This is a genomic window from Desulfosporosinus sp. I2 (assembly GCF_000960765.1).
Taxonomy (GTDB): domain Bacteria; phylum Bacillota; class Desulfitobacteriia; order Desulfitobacteriales; family Desulfitobacteriaceae; genus Desulfosporosinus.
Window position 1 is genome coordinate 1 of record NZ_JYNH01000057.1, and the last position, 21,109, is coordinate 21,109.

A 21,109-nucleotide genomic window follows, 5' to 3' on the forward strand; every position below is an offset into this window, starting at 1 on the left:
TCCTACCTTGAGACCAACGCTTCGGGCCATATGCACCGCCTCTAAGACCGAACGAGCGGTACAACCGTAGGCTACTACGATCAAATCTGCATCCTCGAGCTGGACCTCTTCGATTAATTGGATCCGCTCTAAATAGGGATTGAGCTTCTGGGTTAAACGCTCCATAAATTTTCGAGTGATTTCCGGGTTCCCGGTTGGTAAACCCTTTTCTGTATGAGTTAACCCGGTGACATGGTACCGATAACCGTCGCCAAAGTTGGCCATGGCGGGAATCATGCTCTGATTGTTTTCATACGGGATGTAGTCACCCGGCGGCACCGTTGGCCTTTTCCGGTCGACGATGGTTAGGTTTTGAGGTAAGACGACTTTTTCCCGCAAATGCCCGATCACTTCATCCATCAGCAAAATGACGGGAATTCGAAACTCCTCGGCGAAGTTAAAGGCGACAACTGCCAGTTCGTAACATTCTTGCACGGAGGAGGGGGTTAAGGCAATGATCGGATGGTCGCCATGGGTTCCCCACCTGGCTTGCATAACGTCGGCTTGAGCGGGGGACGTGGGTAATCCGGTACTGGGTCCTCCACGTTGAACATTGACCACCACACAGGGCACTTCAGTGCTAATGGCATACCCCAGATTCTCCTGTTTCAGGGAAAATCCCGGTCCGCTTGTCGCTGTCAGGGTTTTGGCCCCTGTCAAGGAGGCTCCGATGATCGCTGCCATGCTGCCTATTTCGTCTTCCATTTGGATAAAGGTCCCTCCGATTAAGGGAAGTCGTTCGGCCATGATTTCGGCGATTTCTGTCGAGGGAGTAATTGGATAACCTGCGTAAAATAGAACCCCGGCTGCCAGAGCTCCTTCGGCTACGGCTTCATTGCCTTGCATTAGTCTGGCTTTATTCATCGCTGCTCACCTCGATATTGATAGCAAAGTCGGGGCACAGCCGCTCACAGATCTTACAGGCGATACACTGGTCCGGCTTGGCAACCACAACTCTACCCAATTCGTCACTTTCCAGCACTTTTTTAGGACAAAAGGCTATACATATTCCACACTTCTTACACCAATCTTGATTGACCAAAACAGTAGCAGTCGGTATCACTAGTACCAAAACCTAACATCTCCTTATGCTTCACCTTTTTTAATTAATGCTTTTTTAACGAGTTCACTCACTTCCCAAGGTAAAGAAGCTACCGAAACTCCAGCTGCCTTCAAGGCGACAACTTTGCTATCATAGGTTCCTTTGCCACGCTCAATGATCGCACCAGCATGACCCATTCTCTTACCAGGAGGTGCACTTTTACCTGCTAAGAAGGCGATCACTGGTTTACTCATCGTTTTAATAAAAATAGAGGCTTCTTCTTCGGCATTACCGCCAATTTCCCCCACCAGAACCACCGCATTAGTTTCCGGATCTGCTTCGAATTGAGCCAACACATCAATAAAGGATAACCCGACAACTCGGTCTCCCCCTAACCCAACCACCGTCGACTGGCCAATCCCGGCATTGGTTAACTGAGAGACAATTTCATAACTGAGTGTTCCACTCCGTGCCACAACTCCTACTGAACCAGGGATAAAAATACTGTTAGGCATGATTCCTATCTTTGATTTACTCGGTGAAATTAGGCCAAAAGTGTTTGGCCCAATAATTTGCACTTGCTTCATTTCCGCAAAGGCCATAATTTCCATAGCGTCATGTAAAGGCACATGTTCAGTAATAATTACGAGGATTTTGATTCCGCCGTCGATCGCCTCGAAAGCACAATTTTTGACTTGTTTTGCTGGTACAAAAATTACAGAAGCCTCGGCCTTTTCAGCCACCATCGCTTCTTCGACAGTGTTATAAATAGGCACTCCATGGACTACTTGTCCTCCCTTGCCCGGGGAAATTCCGCCAATAACTTTGCTACCGCTGGCCAGCATTTGAGAAGTATGAAACTGCCCCTGTTTCCCGGTAATACCTTGGACTAAAATTTTGGTTGTCTCATTAATCATGATTGTCATGCTTCCTACGCTCCCTTCGCTTTAACAAAGGCAACAACGTTGGCCACTGCTTCGTCAATTTTTCGATAAGATTCGATCCCATGTTCGCGGAGAAGGGCAATTCCGGCTTCTTCATTAGTACCCACCAGACGGATTACCATTGGAACTTGAATGTCTATGCTTTCTTTGACTTGAATAATCGCTTTGGCTACCTCATCGCAACGGGTAATTCCCCCGAAAATATTGATCAGGAGGGCTTTTGGCTGGGTGGAAAGTAAAATTTCCAAAGCGCTGGCTGTCGCTTCCCGGCTGGAACCACCGCCCGCATCCATGAAATTACGGGGACTTGAACCGAATTCGTTAATTAAGTCGAGGGTAGCCATCGTGATACCTGCCCCATTAGCCATCACCCCGATCTCCCCATCCAGTTCGACATAGGAAATCCCCAGTTCAGCGGCTCTTTGCTCCACGGTGGTTTTTTCTTCAACCAAGGGAACATCTTTTTCAAACCGATAGGCAGCGTCATCATCCACGGTCATTTTGCCATCTGCAGCAAGGGCCTGAGAATCTGCAATAACTAAAGGGTTGATCTCGATCAATTCAGCATCGTATTTTCTATAGATTTGATAAAGTTTCAACATAATATCAGCAACTTCTTTGGCGATCTGACCCGTCAAACCAAGCTGTCGTGTGATCTCTCTGGCGGCATAAGGTTGTAAGCCAATGTTAATATCGATGAGCCGTTTAACCAGTAGCTCTTCAGCGACTTGTTCAATCTCAACGCCCCCAGCTGCTGAAGCAATCAATAACGGCTTGCGTCGTGCCCCATCATAGGTAATCGCCAAATATAATTCCTTTTCAATGGTTAGTTTTTGTTCAACGAGAATTAAATCAACCTTAAGTCCCTTAAGATCCGTCGCCAAGAGTTCACGCGCCTTTTCAGTAGCCTCTTGAGGGTCCGACGCAAACTTGATTCCACCGGCCTTACCCCGCCCCCCTGAAAGAATTTGGGACTTAATGGCCACAGGACCGATTTGGGCAACAAAATCCCTGACCCCTTTAGCATTGGTAAACACTCGCCCTTGGGGCACTGGAATCCCATTATTCCTGAAAATTTCTTTGGCCATATACTCATACAGTTTCACCTTAACGGCTCCTTTCGGCTTACCTTATTAACAATAGTGAGCGAACGTTAGTATGACTTTTAGTCCAATTTATTATTATCCGAAACATTCGAACTATTTGTCTCTTTGTATTTCTATGTCTTAAGAGCGAATACCTTCCCAAAACGGATATTTTGTATACATTATTATGATTTCTTATGGTCACAATTTGATTTGGCATTTTGTGTGGCTTATTGTTGGCATATAAAGAAAACTTGGCTGGCGCCAAGCTTTGGCGAAGGCGGCCGCCTTAGTTGCACTGATGCGCTGGCCATGGATGGCCGAGTGTCCCTGTAGCCATGAACGACGAGAAGGGACCTTACCAGAAATTTATACTTTCTGACAGTATTAAAAGCGACCCCCAAAAGGGGCCGCTTCATTCAAGGATATATACCTTAGCCTAGTTAGTCCTTAAGGGCTTTATATTTATCCCAATAAACCGTTTCCGTTAACACTTCGCCGCCAATCCCCATGTTACTATATTCGTGCTCATCTAGGGTTACAGTAAACGCAGCCATAGGAATACCTAAAGCTTGAGAAGCAGCTTGGCTCATTCCATGAATTAAACTCCTCTTTTGATCAATAGTCAGGACAGGCCCATCAAAACTAATCATTGGCATTTATAAAGCACCTCCGCTAATTCATTCTTAAACTCTTATATAAAATTACCGTTAAAGTCAGAAAACATGTAATCTGGATCGGCATCATTTAGTCTTTATTTTACCTAATTTAGCATAAAAACCCTTCAATTGTGTAACGCGTGTAACGGGGACAGTCCCCGTTACACGCCCATGCCCGAAATTAACCTTTTTTAATCCCGCAAACTGGACAATTCTGCAGTGCCAATGGCACCTCAAGTCCGCACTTATCCATCAACTCTGCATTGACCAGAATTTCAGACGTCGTCCCATCCGCTGCAATCTCACCATTTTTGATCACGATGGTCCTATCACATATCTCGAAAATCATATCCAAATCGTGACTAGTGATAATTTTTGTATGTTTAAAGCTCGTAAGCAGTTCCATGACCCTCCGTCTAGATTTTGGATCCAGTGCGGCCGTGGGTTCATCCATTAGTAGAATGTCTGGCTGCATTGAAAGTACCGAGGCAATAGCTGCAGCCCGCTTTTCCCCGCCAGATAACTTGAAGGGCGCTCGATCTTTTAAATGAAGAATTCCAACCAATTCTAAAGCATGCAGGACGCGCTTTTCAACTTCCTTTTCATCAAGCTTATAATTACGAGGCCCAAAGGCAACATCATCATAAACGGTGCTCATAAATAACTGGTCGTCAGGATCCTGAAAAACCATCCCTAACCTTTGACGAATCATCGAAAGGGTCTTTTTTGTAACGTGAACGTCTCCCACACAGACTTCACCCTGGCTTGGAAAAAGAACCCCCATGAGCAACATCAAAAGCGTCGATTTTCCTGCACCATTGGCTCCAATAATTCCTACCGACTCTCCATGATAGATACAAAAGGACATCCCATTGACCGCTTCATGGTCATCAGGATAACTATAATGCAGATCCTTAGCCTCAAGTTTATGATGACTCATCTTATCACTCCCGTTATCAATGAACCGATTACCATCGGAATATTATAAATCCTTGCCGCCGCGAAGAATAACACCCATCCTGCTAAATAAGCCAACTCCCAGACTCTAATTTCTTTAAAGCCTCCTGTATGGTACTCCCCTGTAAAACCTCTTAAACACATTGCTTCGTAAATACGCTGGGCTCTGTCGAATGTGCGGAGGATTAGCTGACCAGCTAATGAGCCCCATGCACTTCGGTGAACACCCTTCTGTTCTGGGGCCCTCAGTGAATACGCCCTTAAGGTTCGAGCTACCTCCTCCATCAGTACCGAGATATATCGATAGGTTAAGAGCAGCTGGAGTACAAATACACGAGGAATTTTCAACATCCGTAATGCCCCTGCTAGTCGGTCCATTCCCGTTGTAGCAATTAGAAGAAGGGCTGCGGTTACGGTTAACCCACTCTTGATTAAAATGGAAAGAAAGGTGATCCACCCTCTTGAGATTTCTTTTCCACCCAACAGATAGATTTGATGGTCGAAGAAAGGGTTTAGGATACCTATTCCAATCATGAACGGTGAAACAAGTAAGATCCTCATAAATATAGGTTTCACTGGAAGTTCTGCTAGAGCAAAGACCATTGAAGGATAAATAAGAAGTGGCAGCAAACCGCCAATATCGTATTTTCCAAACGATACGACCACAGTTAGATAACTAACTGTGGTCAACAATTTCACGAGAGGATGTATTTTGTGTATGGCGGTTTCCTTCCGGGCCAGGTCATCGAGAATCCGCATATTATACAATGAATTCATTATATTCGACATATCAACAATCCGATCCTAATTTAAAATTAAAGGCAGGGTTATCCTCCCCACCTATGAACTATTCTAGCCTAGGTTCTATTTTTCCTTCTTTTAGCCAAACTAATGCCGGATCCCACAAGGCCTGCCAAAACAAGCGTCATCCCACCACCAACCAAACCTGATGTACTAGTTCCGCCACTGACTGCAGGCCAAGCTTCTTCGCTTTCTCCAGCACCTTGTTCCGTTTCAGTTTCTGGTGCCCTAAAGGCATAACCAGGTAAAAATGCCGTTTTATTCTGTATTTCAGACAGACTTTGATGAATGCCATCTTCCGCCTTCAGCTCTTCTTTACCGGCTGTCTTAAACATGGACCATTCCAAACCATCAGGATTTGAAGAGGCAAACCAGGATAACACTACCCCTGTAAGCACTGCAACAGCAACAAGTCCTGTAACAACCTTCTTAATGGAGATATTACCAATAGCTTCTCCTGTGGCTGCCTTTTCAAGAATTTCTGGGCGCGACTTCCAAATATAAGTTACAATAGCGGTTGTGACAAGGCCTTCTACCACACCGATGGCAAGATGAATGGGCTGCATTAATAAGACAAACGTCCCAAAAGGTAATTCGGTCTTTCCGGAAAAGAACGTTTCCAGTACAACACCGAAAGCACCCATTTGAAGTCCGATAATTGCGGTAAGCATTGCTGCACCAAATATTCGCTTAGTAGAATACCCTTTTCGCATGAGCATTTTATAAATCAAGGGGTAGGCAATAAAACATGGGAAAAAACCGAGATTAAAGACATTACTACCTAAGGCCAGCAAACCTCCATCTGCAAAAAACAAAGCTTGTATCGTGAGAACTGACGCGATCGTAAGGAAGCCCGCATAGGGACCCAGTAAAATTGCAAGAATTAAACCTCCTCCTAGATGCCCGCTGGAGCCTGTTCCCGGTATTGAGAAATTAATCATCTGGGACGCAAAAATAAACGCTCCCATGACTCCCATCAAAGGAATTTTCTTTTCATCCATCTCATTTTGAATTTTCTTAATCGAGTAAGCCGCAACACCCGCTGTTGCAACCCACATGGTTCCACCAACTAAAGGTGAAATCAAGGCGTCTGCCATATGCATAGTATTCCCTCCAACATATTATTAGTCCATATCTCATTCTTTTTCTTTCTCTTATTCGAACTGATGATTGGTCTAAAGGTTAGGTATTTTTATTGAAGCATTGAAGCACCTTCCTCTCCAGTAAACAAAAAAACCATGAAGTAGACTCTAACGAGTCAAACCTCCATGGTTTTTACTAAGATCTTCAGATCTTATTTTACTATTCTACTGTTAACTGTTGTATTCTATAACCATTTCGCAAATTCCTGCTAATATATTGAAAAAATTTAAAAATAATTCTATTGAAGAAAGCCCTGATATTTAACACCCTGGGCAACTTTTTGTAGCCTAGGGTGTTGGTTTGAGTAAATAGTTATGTACTGCTTTTTCAGTTTACTCTTGTTTAGTGAAGAGTCATGTTATCGAGTCAAAGCATCTATGAAGTGAATATCCCCCTGGCACTTCATTTGTTCATAGCGATGTTTTATACTTGAACAACTCATAAAATTTCGCCAATCCTTTCTACATTAATTGTAGTATGAGGAAAGGATGCTAACTTTATTCCTTGAAAGTAGCACAATATTTTCCCTCAAGGAGTATTACTTGCCCTTCTTGAAAAATAAACCCCCTTAGCTTGGGATCACGACAATTTGGTTTTGTACCCTTTCCACGCTAACCGGAACTCCATACGCCTGAGTGATATTTTCTGCCGTCATCACCTCCGGGCCGCCGGCCACGAAAACCTTCGTATCCTGTAGTAATACGAATTTGTCCGAGAAGCGCAAGGCTAGGTTAAGACCGTGCATGACGGCAATCACCGCAATAGCCTTCTCTTTAGCCGCGGTCTGGATGGTTTTCAACACTTCCATTTGATTTCTCAGATCCAAGTTGCTAGTAGGCTCATCCAATAACAGAACCTCAGGTTCCTGGGCCAAGGCCCTAGCGATGACGACTTTCTGCAGTTCTCCTCCGCTCAGTTCATCTAAGTAGCGAAGAGCAAACTTCTCCAGACCCGTTTTTGCTAAGATCCCGTGCACCAACGCCAAATCCGACGCTGTCGCTTCCCACTTGATGTAGGGTTTGCGGCCCAAGAGCACAGCGTCAAAGACGGTCTGGCGGTTGCTCTCGTAGCGTTGTGAGACATACGCCATTTTAAGGGCTATCGCCAAGCGACTAAGCTTAGACACTTCCTGCCCCTCCAATAAGACACTTCCCTTTTTCGGTAACAAAATCTTGTTCAAGGTCTTGAGCAGCGTCGATTTTCCAGCGCCATTGTTCCCTAAAATAGATAGGAACTCCCCCCTTTGTACAGTAAAGCCTACATTCTCTAATATTGTGCGAGAGCTGTATCTAAATTCTATCCCATTCACTGCTAAGATCATCGCAACTTCGACCCCCTCACCAGAAGATAGAGAAAGAGAGGAGCCCCTAGAAAGGAAGTGACTGCCCCAACAGGCAAAACCACGGGCGCAATAATCCTTCTGGACAGGGTATCTGCAGCCAGAAGGAGCAAGGCACCCATCACCCCAGACGCTGGAATAAGGAAGCGATTGTCCCCTCCGATCAAGCGCTTCACGAGGTGTGGAGCCACGAGACCAATGAAGGCGATGATTCCCAAAAAGGAAACGACTGTGGCTGTGATCAAAGAGGCAAAGAACATCCCCCACTGTCTCGTCTTTTCCACGTTGACACCGAGACCCTTGGCCGTTTCTGCCCCATTGTCAAGGGCATTGTAATTCCAACGGTTAAACAAGAAAAAGAGCAAGGATCCTAAGACTACAAAGGACATAATCCCCAACTCACCCCAAGAAGCCCGCCCGATGTCGCCGAACGTCCAAAAGACGACGGCAGCTACATTAACATCATTGGTGAAATACTGCAAAAGCATAGTGGCTGCGGAAAAGAGAGATCCCAACGCGACCCCAGCTAACACCATAGACTCCGGTGACACTCCCTTATATTGGGCCAGAAAGAGAATGATCATGGTCGTAAGCATGGCCGCTACGAAGGCTGAGATTGTGACAATATAGGGGCTGTTAATCAGCAGCGCTCCTCCGCCTGTACTTGGAGTACTACCTGCTCCCCAGCCGATGATGGCCAGCGCAGCCCCAAAGGCTGCGCCTTGAGCAATACCGAGGGTACTCGGAGAAGCTAAGGGATTTCTGAGAATAGTTTGCATGACCGCACCAGCAACCGCCAAACCTATCCCAGCCACCATCGCTGCCAGCACTCGGGGCAAGCGGATGGACCAAATGATAATCTGAGAATTCCCCTCGGTTTGGCCGAGTAAAGTCAGTAACACTTGCATGGGAGAAAGCTCGGCTGAACCGGCACTGATAGCATATAAAGCAAGTACTGCTGTCATAACAACCAAACCTAACAGGATTAATTTCTTCTTCCACGTATATCTCAAGTAATGGGTGGTTATCCCGCCCTCTAGCACGCTTTCCTCGCCTACCAACTCTATCACCTTCCTAGCTCCAGCTTTTTGAAGCCCCCTAAATCCCGTTCCATTTCTGAATATAAAGGCTTACCTAGAAGGAACTGATAAATTTCATCACTCTTCTTGATCGGATCGATGTCTTGGAACTGTTGAGGAAAGATAATCTTTCCTGCGTAATAAGAGTCAGCAAATGCCGTCTCTATATTGGTAGAATAGTTATTATAAGGAATCTGGTTATAAACTTGGCCCTTCTTCACAGCACTCAAAGACTGGTACAATGCCGGGTTTTTCTTATAGTCCTCCGTAACTAGCGCATACCCTCCTGCATCAAGAAACAAAATATCCGGATCCCAGCTAATGAGTTTTTCTTTATCAGTCATAAAGCTTCCGCTTTTTCCCGTTTCATCCACGACATTTTTTGCTCCAATGAACATAAATGGCGGGTATTTGGCCTGAGTGCTTTCAATCCCGTGCACTCCTTTCATGCCCACAGCCCCTACATAAACTTTTGCTTTATTCCCCTCAGGAACTCCCTTCGTCCGTTCCCCCAGGTCCTTTTCACTTTGTTTGAGATAAGCAACAACATCTTGGGCCCTCTTCTCCTTACCTATGATCACGCCGATCATACTTATGGAATTGTAAAGATTCTCGTCAAACGTCGCCGCATTGCCATAGCTCAGAACGACTACCGGAATGCCCGTCTTGGCTTGAAGTTGATTCGCCTTCTCTTTATCTACGAGAGTGCTAACAAAAATCACATCTGGTTTGACCCCAACCAAGCTCTCCTCATTAGGGGCTGTATCCGGTCCTCCCTGTCCAATACTCGGGAGCTTTTTCAAGTCTGGATAAGCCAGCATATAGGATCTTCCTGGCGAAGGTTTTTTCTCAATTTCTTCAATCCCCACCACCATGGACGCTCCTTCGTCGTAGGTCACCAACCGTAATGCACCGGGTCCAATCGCCACGACCCTTTTGACAGGAACCGCTAGTTCTACCTCTCTCCCAGCCAGATCCGTAATTTTATGTTTCTGAACCTTAGCCACTGTTGGAACTGTCCCAGCTTCCTTCGTACCTGCAGTCCCTCCGCATCCCGCTAAAAGCAACATCGGCATAAGCAGAGCCAATAATAACGCCATCACTTTTCTCATTTTACCCATCCTCTCAACACAGCATCCACACCACAAGCATCATTCTGCATAATGCTGACTATCCCACTTTTCGGATTGTACGGCTCCCCCTCTAAGGCTCGGAGCACCTTCAATCCGATCCGAGCCGCTTGGAAGCCAATCGCCGAACCAGGGCAAATATGCTCGTGAAATTCCACACAACGCTCCCAATCTTTCTTAACTAGTTCGTCCATATTTCCTTCACTCCTTAATTTTGATTTTTCTTTGAATAAAAAAGACCATGAAGCTGACCTTATTAAAAGGCCAGACCTCCATGGTCTATTTTTCATGATTCAGTCTCATCTTCTCATTAATTGTTAATAATTGATAATTGTGTATTCTACATTAACTTCGAAATCCCTGCTTTAGTATGGAAAAATATTACGCCCTCCTGCCGCAAGTCGGTGGGAGGGCTTCGTACTTTGGTAACTTCTTTGGCTTTCTCGGCTAGTACTTTATGAAGCGATTTTGGCACTCGGATGTTGAACTTGCCGGAAAAATCACTGCTCTTTGATACTCACAATAAATCAGATTACAACAGTTTGGTTTTGCATTCTTCCAACTAACCGGAACCCCATACACCTGAGTGATATTTTCTGCCGTCGGCATCTTCGGGAGACAGATCTACAGCACTCCCCCAATCAAAGTCTTTGGTAATATTAAGGGTTGGAAAAGAACCAGGAAATTTAATCTTGACTATTGAAAATCATAAAAAACTATAAACCGTAGAAGGGATTAGCACATTTGTGTAGAATACTATCTGCATAGACAAATATTCATTATGAAAAACGAGACCATGGAGGTCTTGACTTGACATTAAGTCTGGTCATTATTTCCATGGTCTTTTTCTATTTACAAGGAGGTGATTATAGGCATATGAGCCCATGCCGGATGTCTTTCCATAGTTTGTAATGTAATGAATTCCACGTTCCAAAACCTTCAAAATCTTGCTGCATCTTACGTGCGAAAATGTCAACTCATAATCCTAAGGAAAGTTTGGATCCTTACGGTATACTATCAACTTCAGACCTAATGATAGCCTGATCTGACCGTCACGATATCATTGGGTCTGACCCTAACTAAAATGAGCCTTTCCCAGGCAACCACAAATGGACTTGTTCTGGTAAAGCTTTTATAATTCTAAAAGAAGGAGCTAAACGAAATGTGTGAATCAAATGCCTATCTCAAAGATGGAGATAACGAAGTCATGCTCATGGAGTCGGTTGATACCATTGAGCCCTACGAAAATGGCCTTAAACTAATGGATAGCTTCGGCAAACAAATGTTTATCAAAGCTAAAATTAAAAACATGACCCTTCTCAATCACCGTATTATTTTAGAAAAGTTACCCCTAGATAACCTCTAGGAGAGCCCTTTATGTGAAAGGAGATCAATTTGTATGTGCAGAGAAAAAACAACGTGGGAAAAATCAGTAGAATTTCATGGGCATGAATGCCCAGGCCTTGCGATCGGCTATAAAGCCTGTGAGGCCGCGATTAAAAAAATGGGTATCCGATTTTCTTCCGATGAAGAAATCATATGTGTAACCGAAAACGATGCCTGCGGAGTCGATGCAGTTCAAGTAATCACGGGCTGTACCTTTGGGAAAGGGAATCTTTTGTATAAAGGCACGGGCAAAATGGCCTTCAGCTTTTATAACAGGTCCAATGGTGAAAGTCTGAGAATGATAATAAAGCCCCTCAAAGAAGAAATGGACCGCCAGCAGCGTCAGGAATACATACTGAACTCGCCTGTAGATCAACTCTTTAATTTCTCAAAGCCGCCGTTTGAGCTGCCCGAAAAGGCACGACTATTTACCACAGTAGAATGTGACTTATGCGGGGAAGGTGCTCCGGAGCATAAGATTCGAATCAATGACGGGAAAAAAGTATGCCTTGACTGCTTCAAAGACTATTCGAGAGGATGGCAATAGCATGGATATAGACTATTTTACCCGTCTCTGGAGCGAGGGAAAGCCTGCCGAACCATCCGGTAAGTCGTTTTGGGACAACAGGGCGGATGAGTTTAACAAGTTGGTTAGTCAAGGCAGTCCTGATCAGCGCATTCGCAAAATCGTTCAATTTTTGTCACAAAAAGGCCTTTTCACCCAGAATAGTAGCGTCCTGGACATAGGCTGCGGTCCAGGACGGTTTGCGGTTGAATTTGCCAAGCAATCAACAGATGTTACAGGCATAGACATATCGGATAAAATGTTAGACTACGCGGTGAAGAATGCCGAAGCCGCGAACCTCACCAATGTCTCATTTAAAAAGTTGAACTGGGATGAGGTCAACCTTGACGAATACGGCTGGAGAAAAAGGTTTGACTTGGTGACCGCCATCAACAGCCCCGGGATCCATGATCAAATCACGCTAGAGAAGATGATCGATGCAAGCAAGGGATACTGCTTTTTGTCCAATTTTGTTGATCGTACAGACTCTGTTCAGGACATTATTCGCACGGAAATTCTTAAACTTAAAGGGATCAAATTTTACAGTAATACAATTTACAGCATTTTTAACATCCTTTGGCTAACTGGATATTATCCCAGTATTACCTATGTCGATACGGATCGAGAACATGTCCGAACGGTGGAAGAAGCTTGTGTTTATTATGGTACGCTCTTTGCAACGGAGAATAACTCAGGCGACGAGAAAGACCATTTAATAAATAGCTACCTTGAAGAGATCTCTATCAATGGATTTGTGACGGAGAAAGTTCAGACGAAAACTGCCTGGATTTATTGGAAGGTCTAGAAAGCCATGAAGCTGATTCTACTGAGTCAGTTTCATGGCTTTTCCTCTGCAAAATCTTAGTGACCAGCCTTCACCAATACCTCTTTCCCCCGAAAGACGATGCCCAGCTTGATGATTTTATGGATTCCCCGCTCGAACAGTTCCTGCTGGTATTCCTTCGCTTCGATCTGCTGCAAAGCTAGCTGAGCGATCTGTTCTAGGTCCTTTACTTCCTCCGGATCGACACTCTTAAACTCGATAATTATGCCCGCCTTGCTCGTATCCCGGGGGATGACCATGACATCATAGCGTCCATACCCACCCTCGCGGTTGGACTTGATTTCATAATCAGGACGCAACCCTACCAGGAGACCCAACACAAAGGCATGGTAGATCTTTTCCGGTACTAAACTATCATACGTTACTTCCCAGGTATTATGTTTGAGATCCTTAAAGGTCAGATAGATAACAGGGTATTGCCCCTGTTTGTCCATGCAGTCCGAATGCTGACTGATCGCCAGGTTCTCGAAAAGGGAGCTATTATCTGTCGCTGATTTTTCCAAAAAGTAATTCAACATAGACATGTTTAGGGTTTTGCCAAAACGCCGTGGGCGGGGAAGCAGGATTACTTTGGAGCCATCTTCCAGGATATCTTTTATAAATAAGGTCTTATCGACATAGTAATAAGCTCCTGTTAGCATTTCTCGAAAATCACTGACACCTATGGCAATTCTTTTCTTCATTATTTAGCACCACCTATCTAAGATCGAACATCGGATCTCCGGTGCTATCACGAAGACCGCACGGAATCGTTCTTAGATTTATACTAATATAATTACCTAAAATTTACAAGTAATTGTTGGGGTCTGGCACCGCAGTTTGCATGACCGCACCCGCCACCGCAAAACCCGTCCCAGCGACCATCGCTCCAATGTCTATACTTTTCTCCCCGACAAGAGATAACGCTGAGGCATATCTTCAAGGGTAATATTCTCGAAACCTGCTTCAGAAAAAATTGCGTGCATAACCTTCTCTTCCGGTATCAAACAGTTCCTCACCGCACCTCCAAGAGACACATGCAGATCATTAATATACACTCTGCTATGCGGATGAAAAACAGAAACTCTTCCCCCACTTCTCAGCACTCTAGCCATTTCATTGGCAGCCCTCTTAAGATCATCAAAGTGCGGAAAGGCCGAGTTACACACAACTTCATCGACTGCCTGATCTGCCAAGGGAATATCCTCAGCATCTCCCTCCAAGAACTCTAAATTAGGCCACTGATACTTTTTCTTAGCTTCTGCCAGCATCTGGGGAGCAAAATCTATTGCCACCACGACTCCGGATGGACCCACGGCCTCGATCAACATCGGAACGAGCACTCCCGTTCCCGTACCTAGGTCAAGAACCTTACTGCCTCGGGACAAAGCAAGTTCTCTTACCATATCTTGCAAGCGGTTTATTACCTCATCATGGATAAGAGTATCCCACTTCGCAGCCTTCTCGTCAAAATAGTCTTTCTTATGCACATCCTGCCACCTCACTTTCTACATTAGGACCACAGATTCACTTTCGTCCTTAGAATACACCTCCATATCCCTTACGGTTGAGTTAAATCAAGTTTCTTAAATCCGCCATAATCCTTAACCATTTGTTCGTAAACAGGTTTACCTAAGAGAAAACTGTAGATTTCCTCACACTTTTTGACGGGATCGATATCTTGAAATTTTTCCGGAAAAATTACTTTCCCGGCATAATAAGCGTCCGCTAAGGCCGTATCGATATTCGTGGTATAAAAATTATAGGGAATCTGACCGTAAACCTGCCCGTTCTTTACTGCACGCAGAGACTGATAAAATGCCGGGTTCTTCTGAGCGTCGGCAAGCACTTTACTGTAGCCTCCTTCATCGATAAAGAGAATGTCTGGATCCCAGCTCACAAGCTTCTCACGTTCGATCATCAAACTGCCACTTTTTCCGGTCTCATCGGCGACATTCCGAGCCCCGATGTTCACAAACGGCGGATACTTAGCCTGAGTGCTTTCAATGCCCTGGGTTCCTTTCACCCCTAATGCTCCCACATAGACTTTCGGCTTCGCTAAATCTGCAATACCCTTTGTGCGCTCTGCCAAATCCACCTGACTCTTCTTAACATAGTTAATGACTTCTTCTGCCCTCTGTTGTGTTCCAATAACCCTGCCGACCAGATCCAAGGAACGATAGACATCATCATTGAACGTTGCCAATTGCCCATAACTCAAGACAACGACAGGAATCCCCGTCTTGTCCTGCAGCTTATCTGCCTTCGCCTTGTCAACCAAGTAGGAGACAAAAATGACATCGGGTTTGACACTCAGCAACGCTTCTTCATCTGGCACGGAATCTATTCCGCCCTGCCCAATCGTCGGAAGAGCCTTAAGTTCCGGATAAGCAAACATATAGGGCCTTCCCGTCGGCACTTTCTTTTCCATATCCTCAATCCCAACGATCCGGTCGGTTCCCTTGGCGTAAGCAACCAGCCTCAATGCGCCCGGCCCGATGGCCACAATCCGTTGAGCGGGAATTTTCACTTTCACCTCGCGTCCAACGAGATCAGTCACTATTTTCACTTCCGGATTTACTTTTCCTGACGCACTTACGGCAACCTGACCTGTCTCCGACTTATTACCTTCCTTTCCAGTTTGAACAGCCGAACAACCCGTCAAAGCCAGTCCTACGATCAGCAAACTGAGAACCCAAGCGCTGCCCTTCATGATCCTTCTACGCATTTCCATAGCCCCTTTCATCTTCCCATTATTTTTCTATCTGAAATTTAACCCGCCCAATCATCATCTCTCGATGACCTTAAACCCATAAAATATAATAAAAAGACCACGAAGTTGACTCTTATGAGTCAAACCTCCATGGTCTTTGCAAACACCTTCATGGTCTTGCTCTGCAATATCATTTATTTCAATACTATATCAGCTATTCTACGATCACTTGCGAATTCCTGCCAAATAGTTCCTTGTTGGAAAATAATTTTCACCTGGGGATCACGACACATTAGTTTTGTACCCTTTCAACAAATAACCCGGACTCCCTTAGGAAAATCCAATCTCCAAAACAATACAATTCGCTCCTTCAGTAATCATGAAACCGATTCGATAGAATCAGCTTCCTGATTTCTTACTCTTGTGATAGTTTCTGTAACACTATAGACTAGGAGCAAAGCCACTACCTTTTCTCAATTTGTTCATCGAATAGCTGAAATATAGGAGGCAATTTAATGAGACATCAATATCCGCTGGGGATATTTTCGTGGTTTGGTTTTGTACTTCCTTTTCAAGAACGACTCAGACTAATCAAAGAGGCTGGGTTTACTACGACCTCTATCTGGTGGGAAGACGAAGACACTCCATGGCCGGTCAAGAAAGAGAGTATGCCTCAATTAGTCAGAGACATGGGTCTAGTCTTAGAGAATTTACATGTCCCATATAATAACTCTAGTGAGTTATGGTCAGAGCGCGAGTCCGTGAGGTCCGAATTTATCCAAAGACATATCCGGTGGCTTAATGATTGTGCAACCCATCGTATACCGATGATGGTCATGCATTTGACAGAAGGCGTCGACGCTCCAGCGCCAAATGGTGATGGTACGAAAAGTTTCAGAGAACTCGTGAAGGTTGCCGAGGAGCTTGGGATAATGATCGCTATCGAAAACACCCGTAGAAGTGATAATGTTCCCTATTTACTCTCCAAAATTCAATCGAACTATTTGGGTTTTTGTTATGACAGTTCTCATCACTTTCTATCGGACAAACAGGACTTCAACCTACTTGAAAATTTTGGAGAGCGGCTTGTAGCGACTCATTTGTCGGATAATGACGGACTCGAAGACCGGCATTGGTTACCTGGGCATGGCATTATTGATTGGGTTATGGTAGCCCAACACTTTCCAACCGGTTATCGAAGGTGCTTGACGCTAGAAGCTTATCCGACGACTGAGGAACGCGAGGAGTCTCCTGAGATCTATCTTAAAAGAGCCATTCAAAAAGTTAAAAACCTGCGCGATCAATTAGGTATAGAAGGCTTAAGCGGATAGTGTGGATGCCAAGCCAGTGCTCACTCCATCAAACCAAATTTAACGTTTATCCTGTCTAGCTTTTTTAGCCAAGGCTTTGCCAATACAAAAACGAAGATCAGGGTTGACACTGCGTTAGAAAAATCAAACCAAAAACTTGATATGTAAGCTGCTACTATAGCTTGCCAGGTGATAGGATTGATAAATCCGATGATAAACCAGAGATTCATGACCCATCCAAAGGCGAACCCTGCTACTAATCCATAGATTGATAAGCTTAATCTCCCTTTGAGAAAACCTGCATTTCTCAATATCCCTGCGACAAAACCGATCATCCCCCAGCAGAACATTTGCCACGGGGTCCATGGACCTTGTCCGAAAAATAAATTCGAGGCTACCGCAGCTGTAGCCCCTGTCAAAAATCCCGCCTCCGGTCCGAACGCCATAGCGCTGATTATTATAATGGCTGAAGTCGGCTTAAAATTGGGAATTGGGGCAAAAGCAACCCGTCCTAAGGCCGCAAGCGCGGCCATGACGGCAATAACTACCAATTCTCTGGCTTCCGGCCTACGTTTTTCAAACTTTAAGAAGAAGGGAACCATCGCCACAATCATAAATATTACACTTAATAAACCGTAGTTCTTATCCCCGCTTAACGTCGATAGCACCAACAACAACGGTAATAAAATGATGAACATAATTCTTACCACTTTTGTGTATTTGCTTATCCGCTTATCTTGCATAGTGCAATCACGTCCTCACAAGTCACTGCCTTGGGAAATATTCCTCTGGCCATTCGGTTGGCAGCGGTCGTATAAAAATTATTTCCTGCAAAAAACTCCTTCGCTTTTCCTTCTGATACAATATTCCCGTCAAACATCATGGCACATTGATCAGCATACTCCGCCGCAAATTCGATATCATGAGTTACAATAACGATCGCAACATCTTGGCTACCTAATTTTTTTAAGATTTCACCTAATTCTTCCTTAGACTCTGCATCAAGCCCCTTTGTCGGCTCATCTAATAACACTATTTTGGGATCTAATAGTAATAACTTGGCGAGTGCCACTTTTTGCTGCTCTCCACCACTTAAATCATACGGATGCCGTTCAAAAAATTTAGTGATTCTCAATTCTATGGCAATCCTGTCAATTTCAGTGCTTAGAGTCTCCTTATCCAGTCTAAGCATCGTTGCCGCCTCTTCCAGATCCCCTAAGACGGTATCGCAAACAAATAAAGCCGTTGGATTTTGAGGTAAGAGAGCAAGATTGTTTCGATAAAGTTCTTTAGCTTGGAAAGCCTCTATTTTTTTACCATTAATGACAACCTTTCCTCTATACTGTTTTAGTAATCCTGAAATCACGCCTAACATTGTCGTTTTACCGGTTCCGTTGCCACCTAACACACAGAGTATTTCCCCCGAGTAGGCCTTAAGCGAAAATCCCCGCAAAATGTCATTCCCTGCCTTTGAATACTTAAACCATATTTCTTCGGCTGCAATGACAGGCTTTTGCTTTTGCTTTTGAGCTCGATCATTCACTTGATCATCAAAGACTTTCTCAACCGGAATCATATATTCAGCGAGCCATTTTCTCCCGTCCCGCACGCTTAAAGGACAATGATTGCCCAACCTTATCTCGCTATAAATCCGAATTGCAGACGGCAATCCTTTAAACATACTCTGTTTATGATGACTATTGGCTAATAGTTTGGCTGTTTGCTCTGGTGTATCAAAGCAAACGATTGCTCCTTTTTCCATGACTACAATTCTATCGGCCATAAGGAATACTTCTTCAAGTCTATGTTCTGTTAAAATGACGGTAACTGCTAATTCTCTATTTATTTTGGCGACCGTTGCTAGAAAATCTTGAGCCGCAATGGGATCGAGCTGAGCCGTTGGTTCGTCCAAGATTAGCAGCTTTGGTTGCATGGCCATCACCGAGGCTAAATTCAAGAGTTGTTTTTGTCCGCCGGACAATTCATCAACCGATTTTCTAAACCATCCATCTATGCCAAAGAAGCTCGCCATTTCTGCCACCTTACGACGAATTTCAGAAGTACTTAGCCCTGAATTTTCAAGACCAAACGCCAATTCATGCCAAACGGTATCTGTCACCAGCTGAGTTTCGGGATTCTGCATCACAAATCCAATTTCAGAGGCCGCCATTCTTTGATCTAATTTCTCAATTTCTACCCCTCTATAATATACCGTACCTACCTTACTACCATGCGGTGTAATCTCACGCTTGATATGCCGTAAAAGTGTGCTCTTGCCACAGCCTGACACGCCACATACTAAAACAAACTCGCCTTCCTTAATCTCTAAATTTACACTTTCCAGTGCTCTTTCCTGAGTATTAGGATAGGAAAAGCTCAAGTTTTCTATTTGTAAGCACGCCATTTGCAGCTCTCCCTTACTTCGATAATAATCGGTAAAAGTGCTAATACAGCAAATGCTATATATAGGACAATAGCTTGGGGAGATAAATTCAAAGGCCTGATTGACGGGTAAAATTGCATTGTCCCATATCCTGAAAAATACCCCGCAAAGCATATGCCCGCTAGTACGCTAATCAACCCTAATACCAAGCCATCCCGCGTATCAAATTTAAAGAGTGAAAAGGTCGTTCTGTTTTTCAGTCCATACCCTCTAGCCTTCATTGAATCTGCCGTTTCAATCGCATCCTCCATTGACCAGCTCAGCAGTATGGATATGACTCTCATTCCCTTTTTTACTCTCTCACTTAGACTTCCTGTCCTTTGATCCAACCCTATCGTATGTTGAGCATTGGATATTGTCTTGAGTTGATATTTTAACTTGGAAATCATTCTAATGGTCATTGTAATCAGCAGGGCTACCGCCGGAGTCAGCTTGGCAAACAAATATAGAAATTTATCCGATGTAATAACTTTACTGTAACAAGAGAACCAAGCCAGAATGGCGATCAGAGACGCCGCCGAACATATTCCATACAATATAGCTTCTAAGGTAATGGGATTGTCCATGAAGAAAAACAACGTTGTTCTTCCTCGATGATTAAATAAAGGATTGCTAACTGCGATTAATAAGAACATGGGGAGGTAAACTAAGAAACTTAACTTCACGCCCCTCCTCCCATTCAAAATGAAAGAGAAAATAAGGGCTGAAATTAAGGTTACTCCCAAAAAAACCGGCTGCATAAAAAGCATCGTAAATACTATCATTACTGCAAAAAATACAAAGCTTACTGCTGGATGCAACGATGAGAATGCTCTGTTCAAAGGCTGCTCTCTCCCTTACTTCCGTAGCCACTTTCTCCCGGTCACTTCTGTCCCAAATCTTTGCCCATATTACAGGTGTAATTCCATTCAATGGTGTCACCATTTTTAAGCTTAGTTTGGTTACACCCATAGTTCGCATACACTTTGTTGACACAATACATCCATCCGCTTAAAGGTCCGCCGTCAAGCTCATAAAGATTATTAATCGCTTTAATATAGGCTGTTCCACTGGAACCTTCATACTGCATCTGAATATTATTTTCGCGAACGACAATCTTCAATACATCAAACACAGTTTCTCCCTCTTTAAACTCTACTTTTGTGGGGGGCAAAATAACTCCATTAGCAGGAACGACATCTTTAAAGTTTTCCTGCTTGTCGAGACCTTTAGCAACTGCAGTCTGACAGTTGATGGCAATAGTTACTGCTGGCGTGTCTGTTTTTTCAGGTTGTATAGGAATCGGCACTTGAATGGTCGGCGTTTGCGCAGAAGGAGTAGCTTCAATAGTTGTCGTGGGTGCCGATATGATTTTGGGAGCATTTTCTTGATTTTGGGCGCTATCTATTGTTTTAGGTAGATCTGCTTTAATTGGTTGTTCAACTTGGGATTTACTGCTATCCGATGAATTATTTTTGTTTACTGACCCAAGAGAAGTATTGCTTGATACCTTATTCACACTGTCCTTAGTCAACCCTGATGCAGCTTTCTTATCTACGCCACACCCCGTTAAAAGAAGAGCCACTACTAACAGAAACATGGCAAGAAACGATGCTAGCTTTTTCAAATTATAATCCTTCCCTCACACATCTTCTTATATATGAGGGTCCAT

23 protein-coding genes are annotated in these 21,109 nt (G+C 44.2%); 4 read left to right on the top strand and 19 right to left on the bottom strand.

All coding sequences use genetic code 11. The features are described from left to right. The 12 genes from UF75_RS13785 to UF75_RS13840 all read right to left on the bottom strand — a co-directional run. The coding region (locus UF75_RS13785) for a 2-oxoacid:acceptor oxidoreductase subunit alpha (protein ID WP_045575178.1) at nt 1–903 on the bottom strand (903 nt) is incomplete at its 3' end. Beyond that, nucleotides 896–1,111 carry a 4Fe-4S binding protein gene (locus UF75_RS13790; RefSeq protein WP_045575179.1) on the bottom strand — a complete coding sequence of 72 codons (216 nt, stop codon included), beginning with the start codon at nt 1,109–1,111 and terminating at the stop codon, nt 896–898. The genes UF75_RS13790 and UF75_RS13785, both read right to left, overlap by 8 nt. A gap of 14 nt (nt 1,112–1,125) precedes the next feature. Next, entirely contained in the window at nt 1,126–2,007 is an 882-nt protein-coding gene (gene sucD, locus UF75_RS13795; RefSeq protein WP_045575180.1) for a succinate--CoA ligase subunit alpha, read from the bottom strand. A gap of 5 nt (nt 2,008–2,012) precedes the next feature. Beyond that, nucleotides 2,013–3,131, bottom strand: coding sequence for an ADP-forming succinate--CoA ligase subunit beta (gene sucC / locus UF75_RS13800; protein ID WP_045575181.1), 1,119 nt, complete (start codon nt 3,129–3,131; stop codon nt 2,013–2,015). A 422-nt stretch (nt 3,132–3,553) separates the two neighbouring features. Continuing rightward, nucleotides 3,554–3,769, bottom strand: coding sequence for a tautomerase family protein (locus UF75_RS13805; RefSeq protein ID WP_045575182.1), 216 nt, complete (start codon nt 3,767–3,769; stop codon nt 3,554–3,556). 181 nt (nt 3,770–3,950) lie between these two features. Next, complete coding sequence (locus UF75_RS13810) at nt 3,951–4,709, bottom strand: ABC transporter ATP-binding protein (protein ID WP_045575183.1); 759 nt, start codon at nt 4,707–4,709, stop codon at nt 3,951–3,953. After that, nucleotides 4,706–5,515 carry a cobalt ECF transporter T component CbiQ gene (gene cbiQ / locus UF75_RS13815; protein ID WP_045575184.1) on the bottom strand — a complete coding sequence of 270 codons (810 nt, stop codon included), beginning with the start codon at nt 5,513–5,515 and terminating at the stop codon, nt 4,706–4,708. The genes UF75_RS13810 and cbiQ overlap by 4 nt, the downstream gene beginning before the upstream one ends. Before the next feature lie 68 nt (nt 5,516–5,583). Then, nucleotides 5,584–6,630, bottom strand: coding sequence for an energy-coupling factor ABC transporter permease (locus tag UF75_RS13820; RefSeq protein ID WP_045575185.1), 1,047 nt, complete (start codon nt 6,628–6,630; stop codon nt 5,584–5,586). Between the two features lie 608 nt (nt 6,631–7,238). Further along, the gene (locus tag UF75_RS13825) at nt 7,239–7,991 is read right to left on the bottom strand and encodes an ABC transporter ATP-binding protein (protein WP_045575186.1); all 753 of its coding nucleotides are present in this window, start codon (nt 7,989–7,991) and stop codon (nt 7,239–7,241) included. Then, the gene (locus tag UF75_RS13830) at nt 7,988–9,070 is read right to left on the bottom strand and encodes an iron ABC transporter permease (protein WP_082075147.1); all 1,083 of its coding nucleotides are present in this window, start codon (nt 9,068–9,070) and stop codon (nt 7,988–7,990) included. The genes UF75_RS13825 and UF75_RS13830 overlap by 4 nt, the downstream gene beginning before the upstream one ends. A gap of 5 nt (nt 9,071–9,075) precedes the next feature. Continuing rightward, nucleotides 9,076–10,200: an iron ABC transporter substrate-binding protein gene (locus UF75_RS13835; RefSeq protein ID WP_045575187.1), complete on the bottom strand. Its 1,125-nt coding sequence runs from the start codon at nt 10,198–10,200 to the stop codon at nt 9,076–9,078. Then, on the bottom strand, nt 10,197–10,412 hold the full coding sequence (locus tag UF75_RS13840; RefSeq protein ID WP_045575188.1) for an FmdE family protein: 216 nt from the start codon (nt 10,410–10,412) through the stop codon (nt 10,197–10,199). The genes UF75_RS13835 and UF75_RS13840 overlap by 4 nt, the downstream gene beginning before the upstream one ends. A 968-nt stretch (nt 10,413–11,380) precedes the next feature. Between UF75_RS13840 and UF75_RS13845 the strand changes: the two genes are divergently transcribed. The 3 genes from UF75_RS13845 to UF75_RS13855 are packed head-to-tail and all read left to right on the top strand — an operon-like array spanning nt 11,381 to nt 12,974. Beyond that, the gene (locus UF75_RS13845) at nt 11,381–11,584 is read left to right on the top strand and encodes a CooT family nickel-binding protein (protein ID WP_045575189.1); all 204 of its coding nucleotides are present in this window, start codon (nt 11,381–11,383) and stop codon (nt 11,582–11,584) included. Between the two features lie 33 nt (nt 11,585–11,617). After that, complete coding sequence (locus UF75_RS13850; protein ID WP_045575190.1) at nt 11,618–12,151, top strand: FmdE family protein; 534 nt, start codon at nt 11,618–11,620, stop codon at nt 12,149–12,151. Further along, on the top strand, nt 12,093–12,974 hold the full coding sequence (locus UF75_RS13855; protein WP_242860238.1) for a class I SAM-dependent methyltransferase: 882 nt from the start codon (nt 12,093–12,095) through the stop codon (nt 12,972–12,974). Before UF75_RS13850 ends, UF75_RS13855 begins: the two co-directional genes overlap by 59 nt. A 56-nt stretch (nt 12,975–13,030) precedes the next feature. Here UF75_RS13855 and UF75_RS13860 read toward each other — a convergent pair whose 3' ends face one another. The 3 genes from UF75_RS13860 to UF75_RS13870 all read right to left on the bottom strand — a co-directional run bounded on the left by UF75_RS13860 (nt 13,031) and on the right by UF75_RS13870 (nt 15,720). Next, nucleotides 13,031–13,696 (bottom strand): AAA family ATPase, encoded by a 666-nt coding sequence (locus UF75_RS13860; RefSeq protein ID WP_045575192.1) that lies wholly within the window; start codon nt 13,694–13,696, stop codon nt 13,031–13,033. A 192-nt stretch (nt 13,697–13,888) separates the two neighbouring features. Continuing rightward, the gene (locus tag UF75_RS13865; RefSeq protein WP_045575193.1) at nt 13,889–14,482 is read right to left on the bottom strand and encodes a methyltransferase domain-containing protein; all 594 of its coding nucleotides are present in this window, start codon (nt 14,480–14,482) and stop codon (nt 13,889–13,891) included. A gap of 71 nt (nt 14,483–14,553) precedes the next feature. Beyond that, complete coding sequence (locus UF75_RS13870; RefSeq protein WP_045575194.1) at nt 14,554–15,720, bottom strand: iron ABC transporter substrate-binding protein; 1,167 nt, start codon at nt 15,718–15,720, stop codon at nt 14,554–14,556. A gap of 500 nt (nt 15,721–16,220) precedes the next feature. Between UF75_RS13870 and UF75_RS13875 the strand changes: the two genes are divergently transcribed. Continuing rightward, nucleotides 16,221–17,036 (top strand): sugar phosphate isomerase/epimerase family protein, encoded by an 816-nt coding sequence (locus tag UF75_RS13875; RefSeq protein ID WP_045575195.1) that lies wholly within the window; start codon nt 16,221–16,223, stop codon nt 17,034–17,036. A 20-nt stretch (nt 17,037–17,056) separates the two neighbouring features. On the opposite strand, the gene UF75_RS13880 is transcribed toward UF75_RS13875, so the two are convergent. The 4 genes from UF75_RS13880 to UF75_RS13895 form a co-directional block, all read right to left on the bottom strand. After that, nucleotides 17,057–17,758 (bottom strand): ECF transporter S component, encoded by a 702-nt coding sequence (locus tag UF75_RS13880; protein WP_045575196.1) that lies wholly within the window; start codon nt 17,756–17,758, stop codon nt 17,057–17,059. Continuing rightward, nucleotides 17,740–19,419 (bottom strand): ABC transporter ATP-binding protein, encoded by a 1,680-nt coding sequence (locus tag UF75_RS13885; protein ID WP_045575197.1) that lies wholly within the window; start codon nt 19,417–19,419, stop codon nt 17,740–17,742. The genes UF75_RS13880 and UF75_RS13885 overlap by 19 nt, the downstream gene beginning before the upstream one ends. Further along, nucleotides 19,401–20,222, bottom strand: coding sequence for an energy-coupling factor transporter transmembrane component T (locus UF75_RS13890; protein WP_235838695.1), 822 nt, complete (start codon nt 20,220–20,222; stop codon nt 19,401–19,403). The genes UF75_RS13885 and UF75_RS13890 overlap by 19 nt, the downstream gene beginning before the upstream one ends. 98 nt (nt 20,223–20,320) lie before the next feature. Next, a complete protein-coding gene (locus UF75_RS13895; protein ID WP_052693251.1) occupies nt 20,321–21,064 on the bottom strand; it encodes a DUF4430 domain-containing protein in 744 nt (247 codons plus the stop codon). Between the last annotated feature and the right edge of the window lie 45 nt (nt 21,065–21,109).

Coding starts and splice junctions, on each gene's coding strand:
- UF75_RS13835 (WP_045575187.1), bottom strand. CDS start 10,200: ATGAGAAAAGTGATGGCGTTATTATTGGCTCTGCTTATGCCGATGTTG.
- cbiQ (WP_045575184.1), bottom strand. CDS start 5,515: ATGTCGAATATAATGAATTCATTGTATAATATGCGGATTCTCGATGAC.
- UF75_RS13875 (WP_045575195.1), top strand. CDS start 16,221: ATGAGACATCAATATCCGCTGGGGATATTTTCGTGGTTTGGTTTTGTA.
- UF75_RS13845 (WP_045575189.1), top strand. CDS start 11,381: ATGTGTGAATCAAATGCCTATCTCAAAGATGGAGATAACGAAGTCATG.
- UF75_RS13885 (WP_045575197.1), bottom strand. CDS start 19,419: ATGGCGTGCTTACAAATAGAAAACTTGAGCTTTTCCTATCCTAATACT.
- UF75_RS13880 (WP_045575196.1), bottom strand. CDS start 17,758: ATGCAAGATAAGCGGATAAGCAAATACACAAAAGTGGTAAGAATTATG.
- UF75_RS13890 (WP_235838695.1), bottom strand. CDS start 20,222: ATGATAGTATTTACGATGCTTTTTATGCAGCCGGTTTTTTTGGGAGTA.
- UF75_RS13840 (WP_045575188.1), bottom strand. CDS start 10,412: ATGGACGAACTAGTTAAGAAAGATTGGGAGCGTTGTGTGGAATTTCAC.
- UF75_RS13855 (WP_242860238.1), top strand. CDS start 12,093: ATGACGGGAAAAAAGTATGCCTTGACTGCTTCAAAGACTATTCGAGAG.
- UF75_RS13810 (WP_045575183.1), bottom strand. CDS start 4,709: ATGAGTCATCATAAACTTGAGGCTAAGGATCTGCATTATAGTTATCCT.
- sucD (WP_045575180.1), bottom strand. CDS start 2,007: ATGACAATCATGATTAATGAGACAACCAAAATTTTAGTCCAAGGTATT.
- UF75_RS13825 (WP_045575186.1), bottom strand. CDS start 7,991: ATGATCTTAGCAGTGAATGGGATAGAATTTAGATACAGCTCTCGCACA.
- UF75_RS13870 (WP_045575194.1), bottom strand. CDS start 15,720: ATGCGTAGAAGGATCATGAAGGGCAGCGCTTGGGTTCTCAGTTTGCTG.
- UF75_RS13860 (WP_045575192.1), bottom strand. CDS start 13,696: ATGAAGAAAAGAATTGCCATAGGTGTCAGTGATTTTCGAGAAATGCTA.
- UF75_RS13805 (WP_045575182.1), bottom strand. CDS start 3,769: ATGCCAATGATTAGTTTTGATGGGCCTGTCCTGACTATTGATCAAAAG.
- UF75_RS13820 (WP_045575185.1), bottom strand. CDS start 6,630: ATGCATATGGCAGACGCCTTGATTTCACCTTTAGTTGGTGGAACCATG.
- UF75_RS13850 (WP_045575190.1), top strand. CDS start 11,618: ATGTGCAGAGAAAAAACAACGTGGGAAAAATCAGTAGAATTTCATGGG.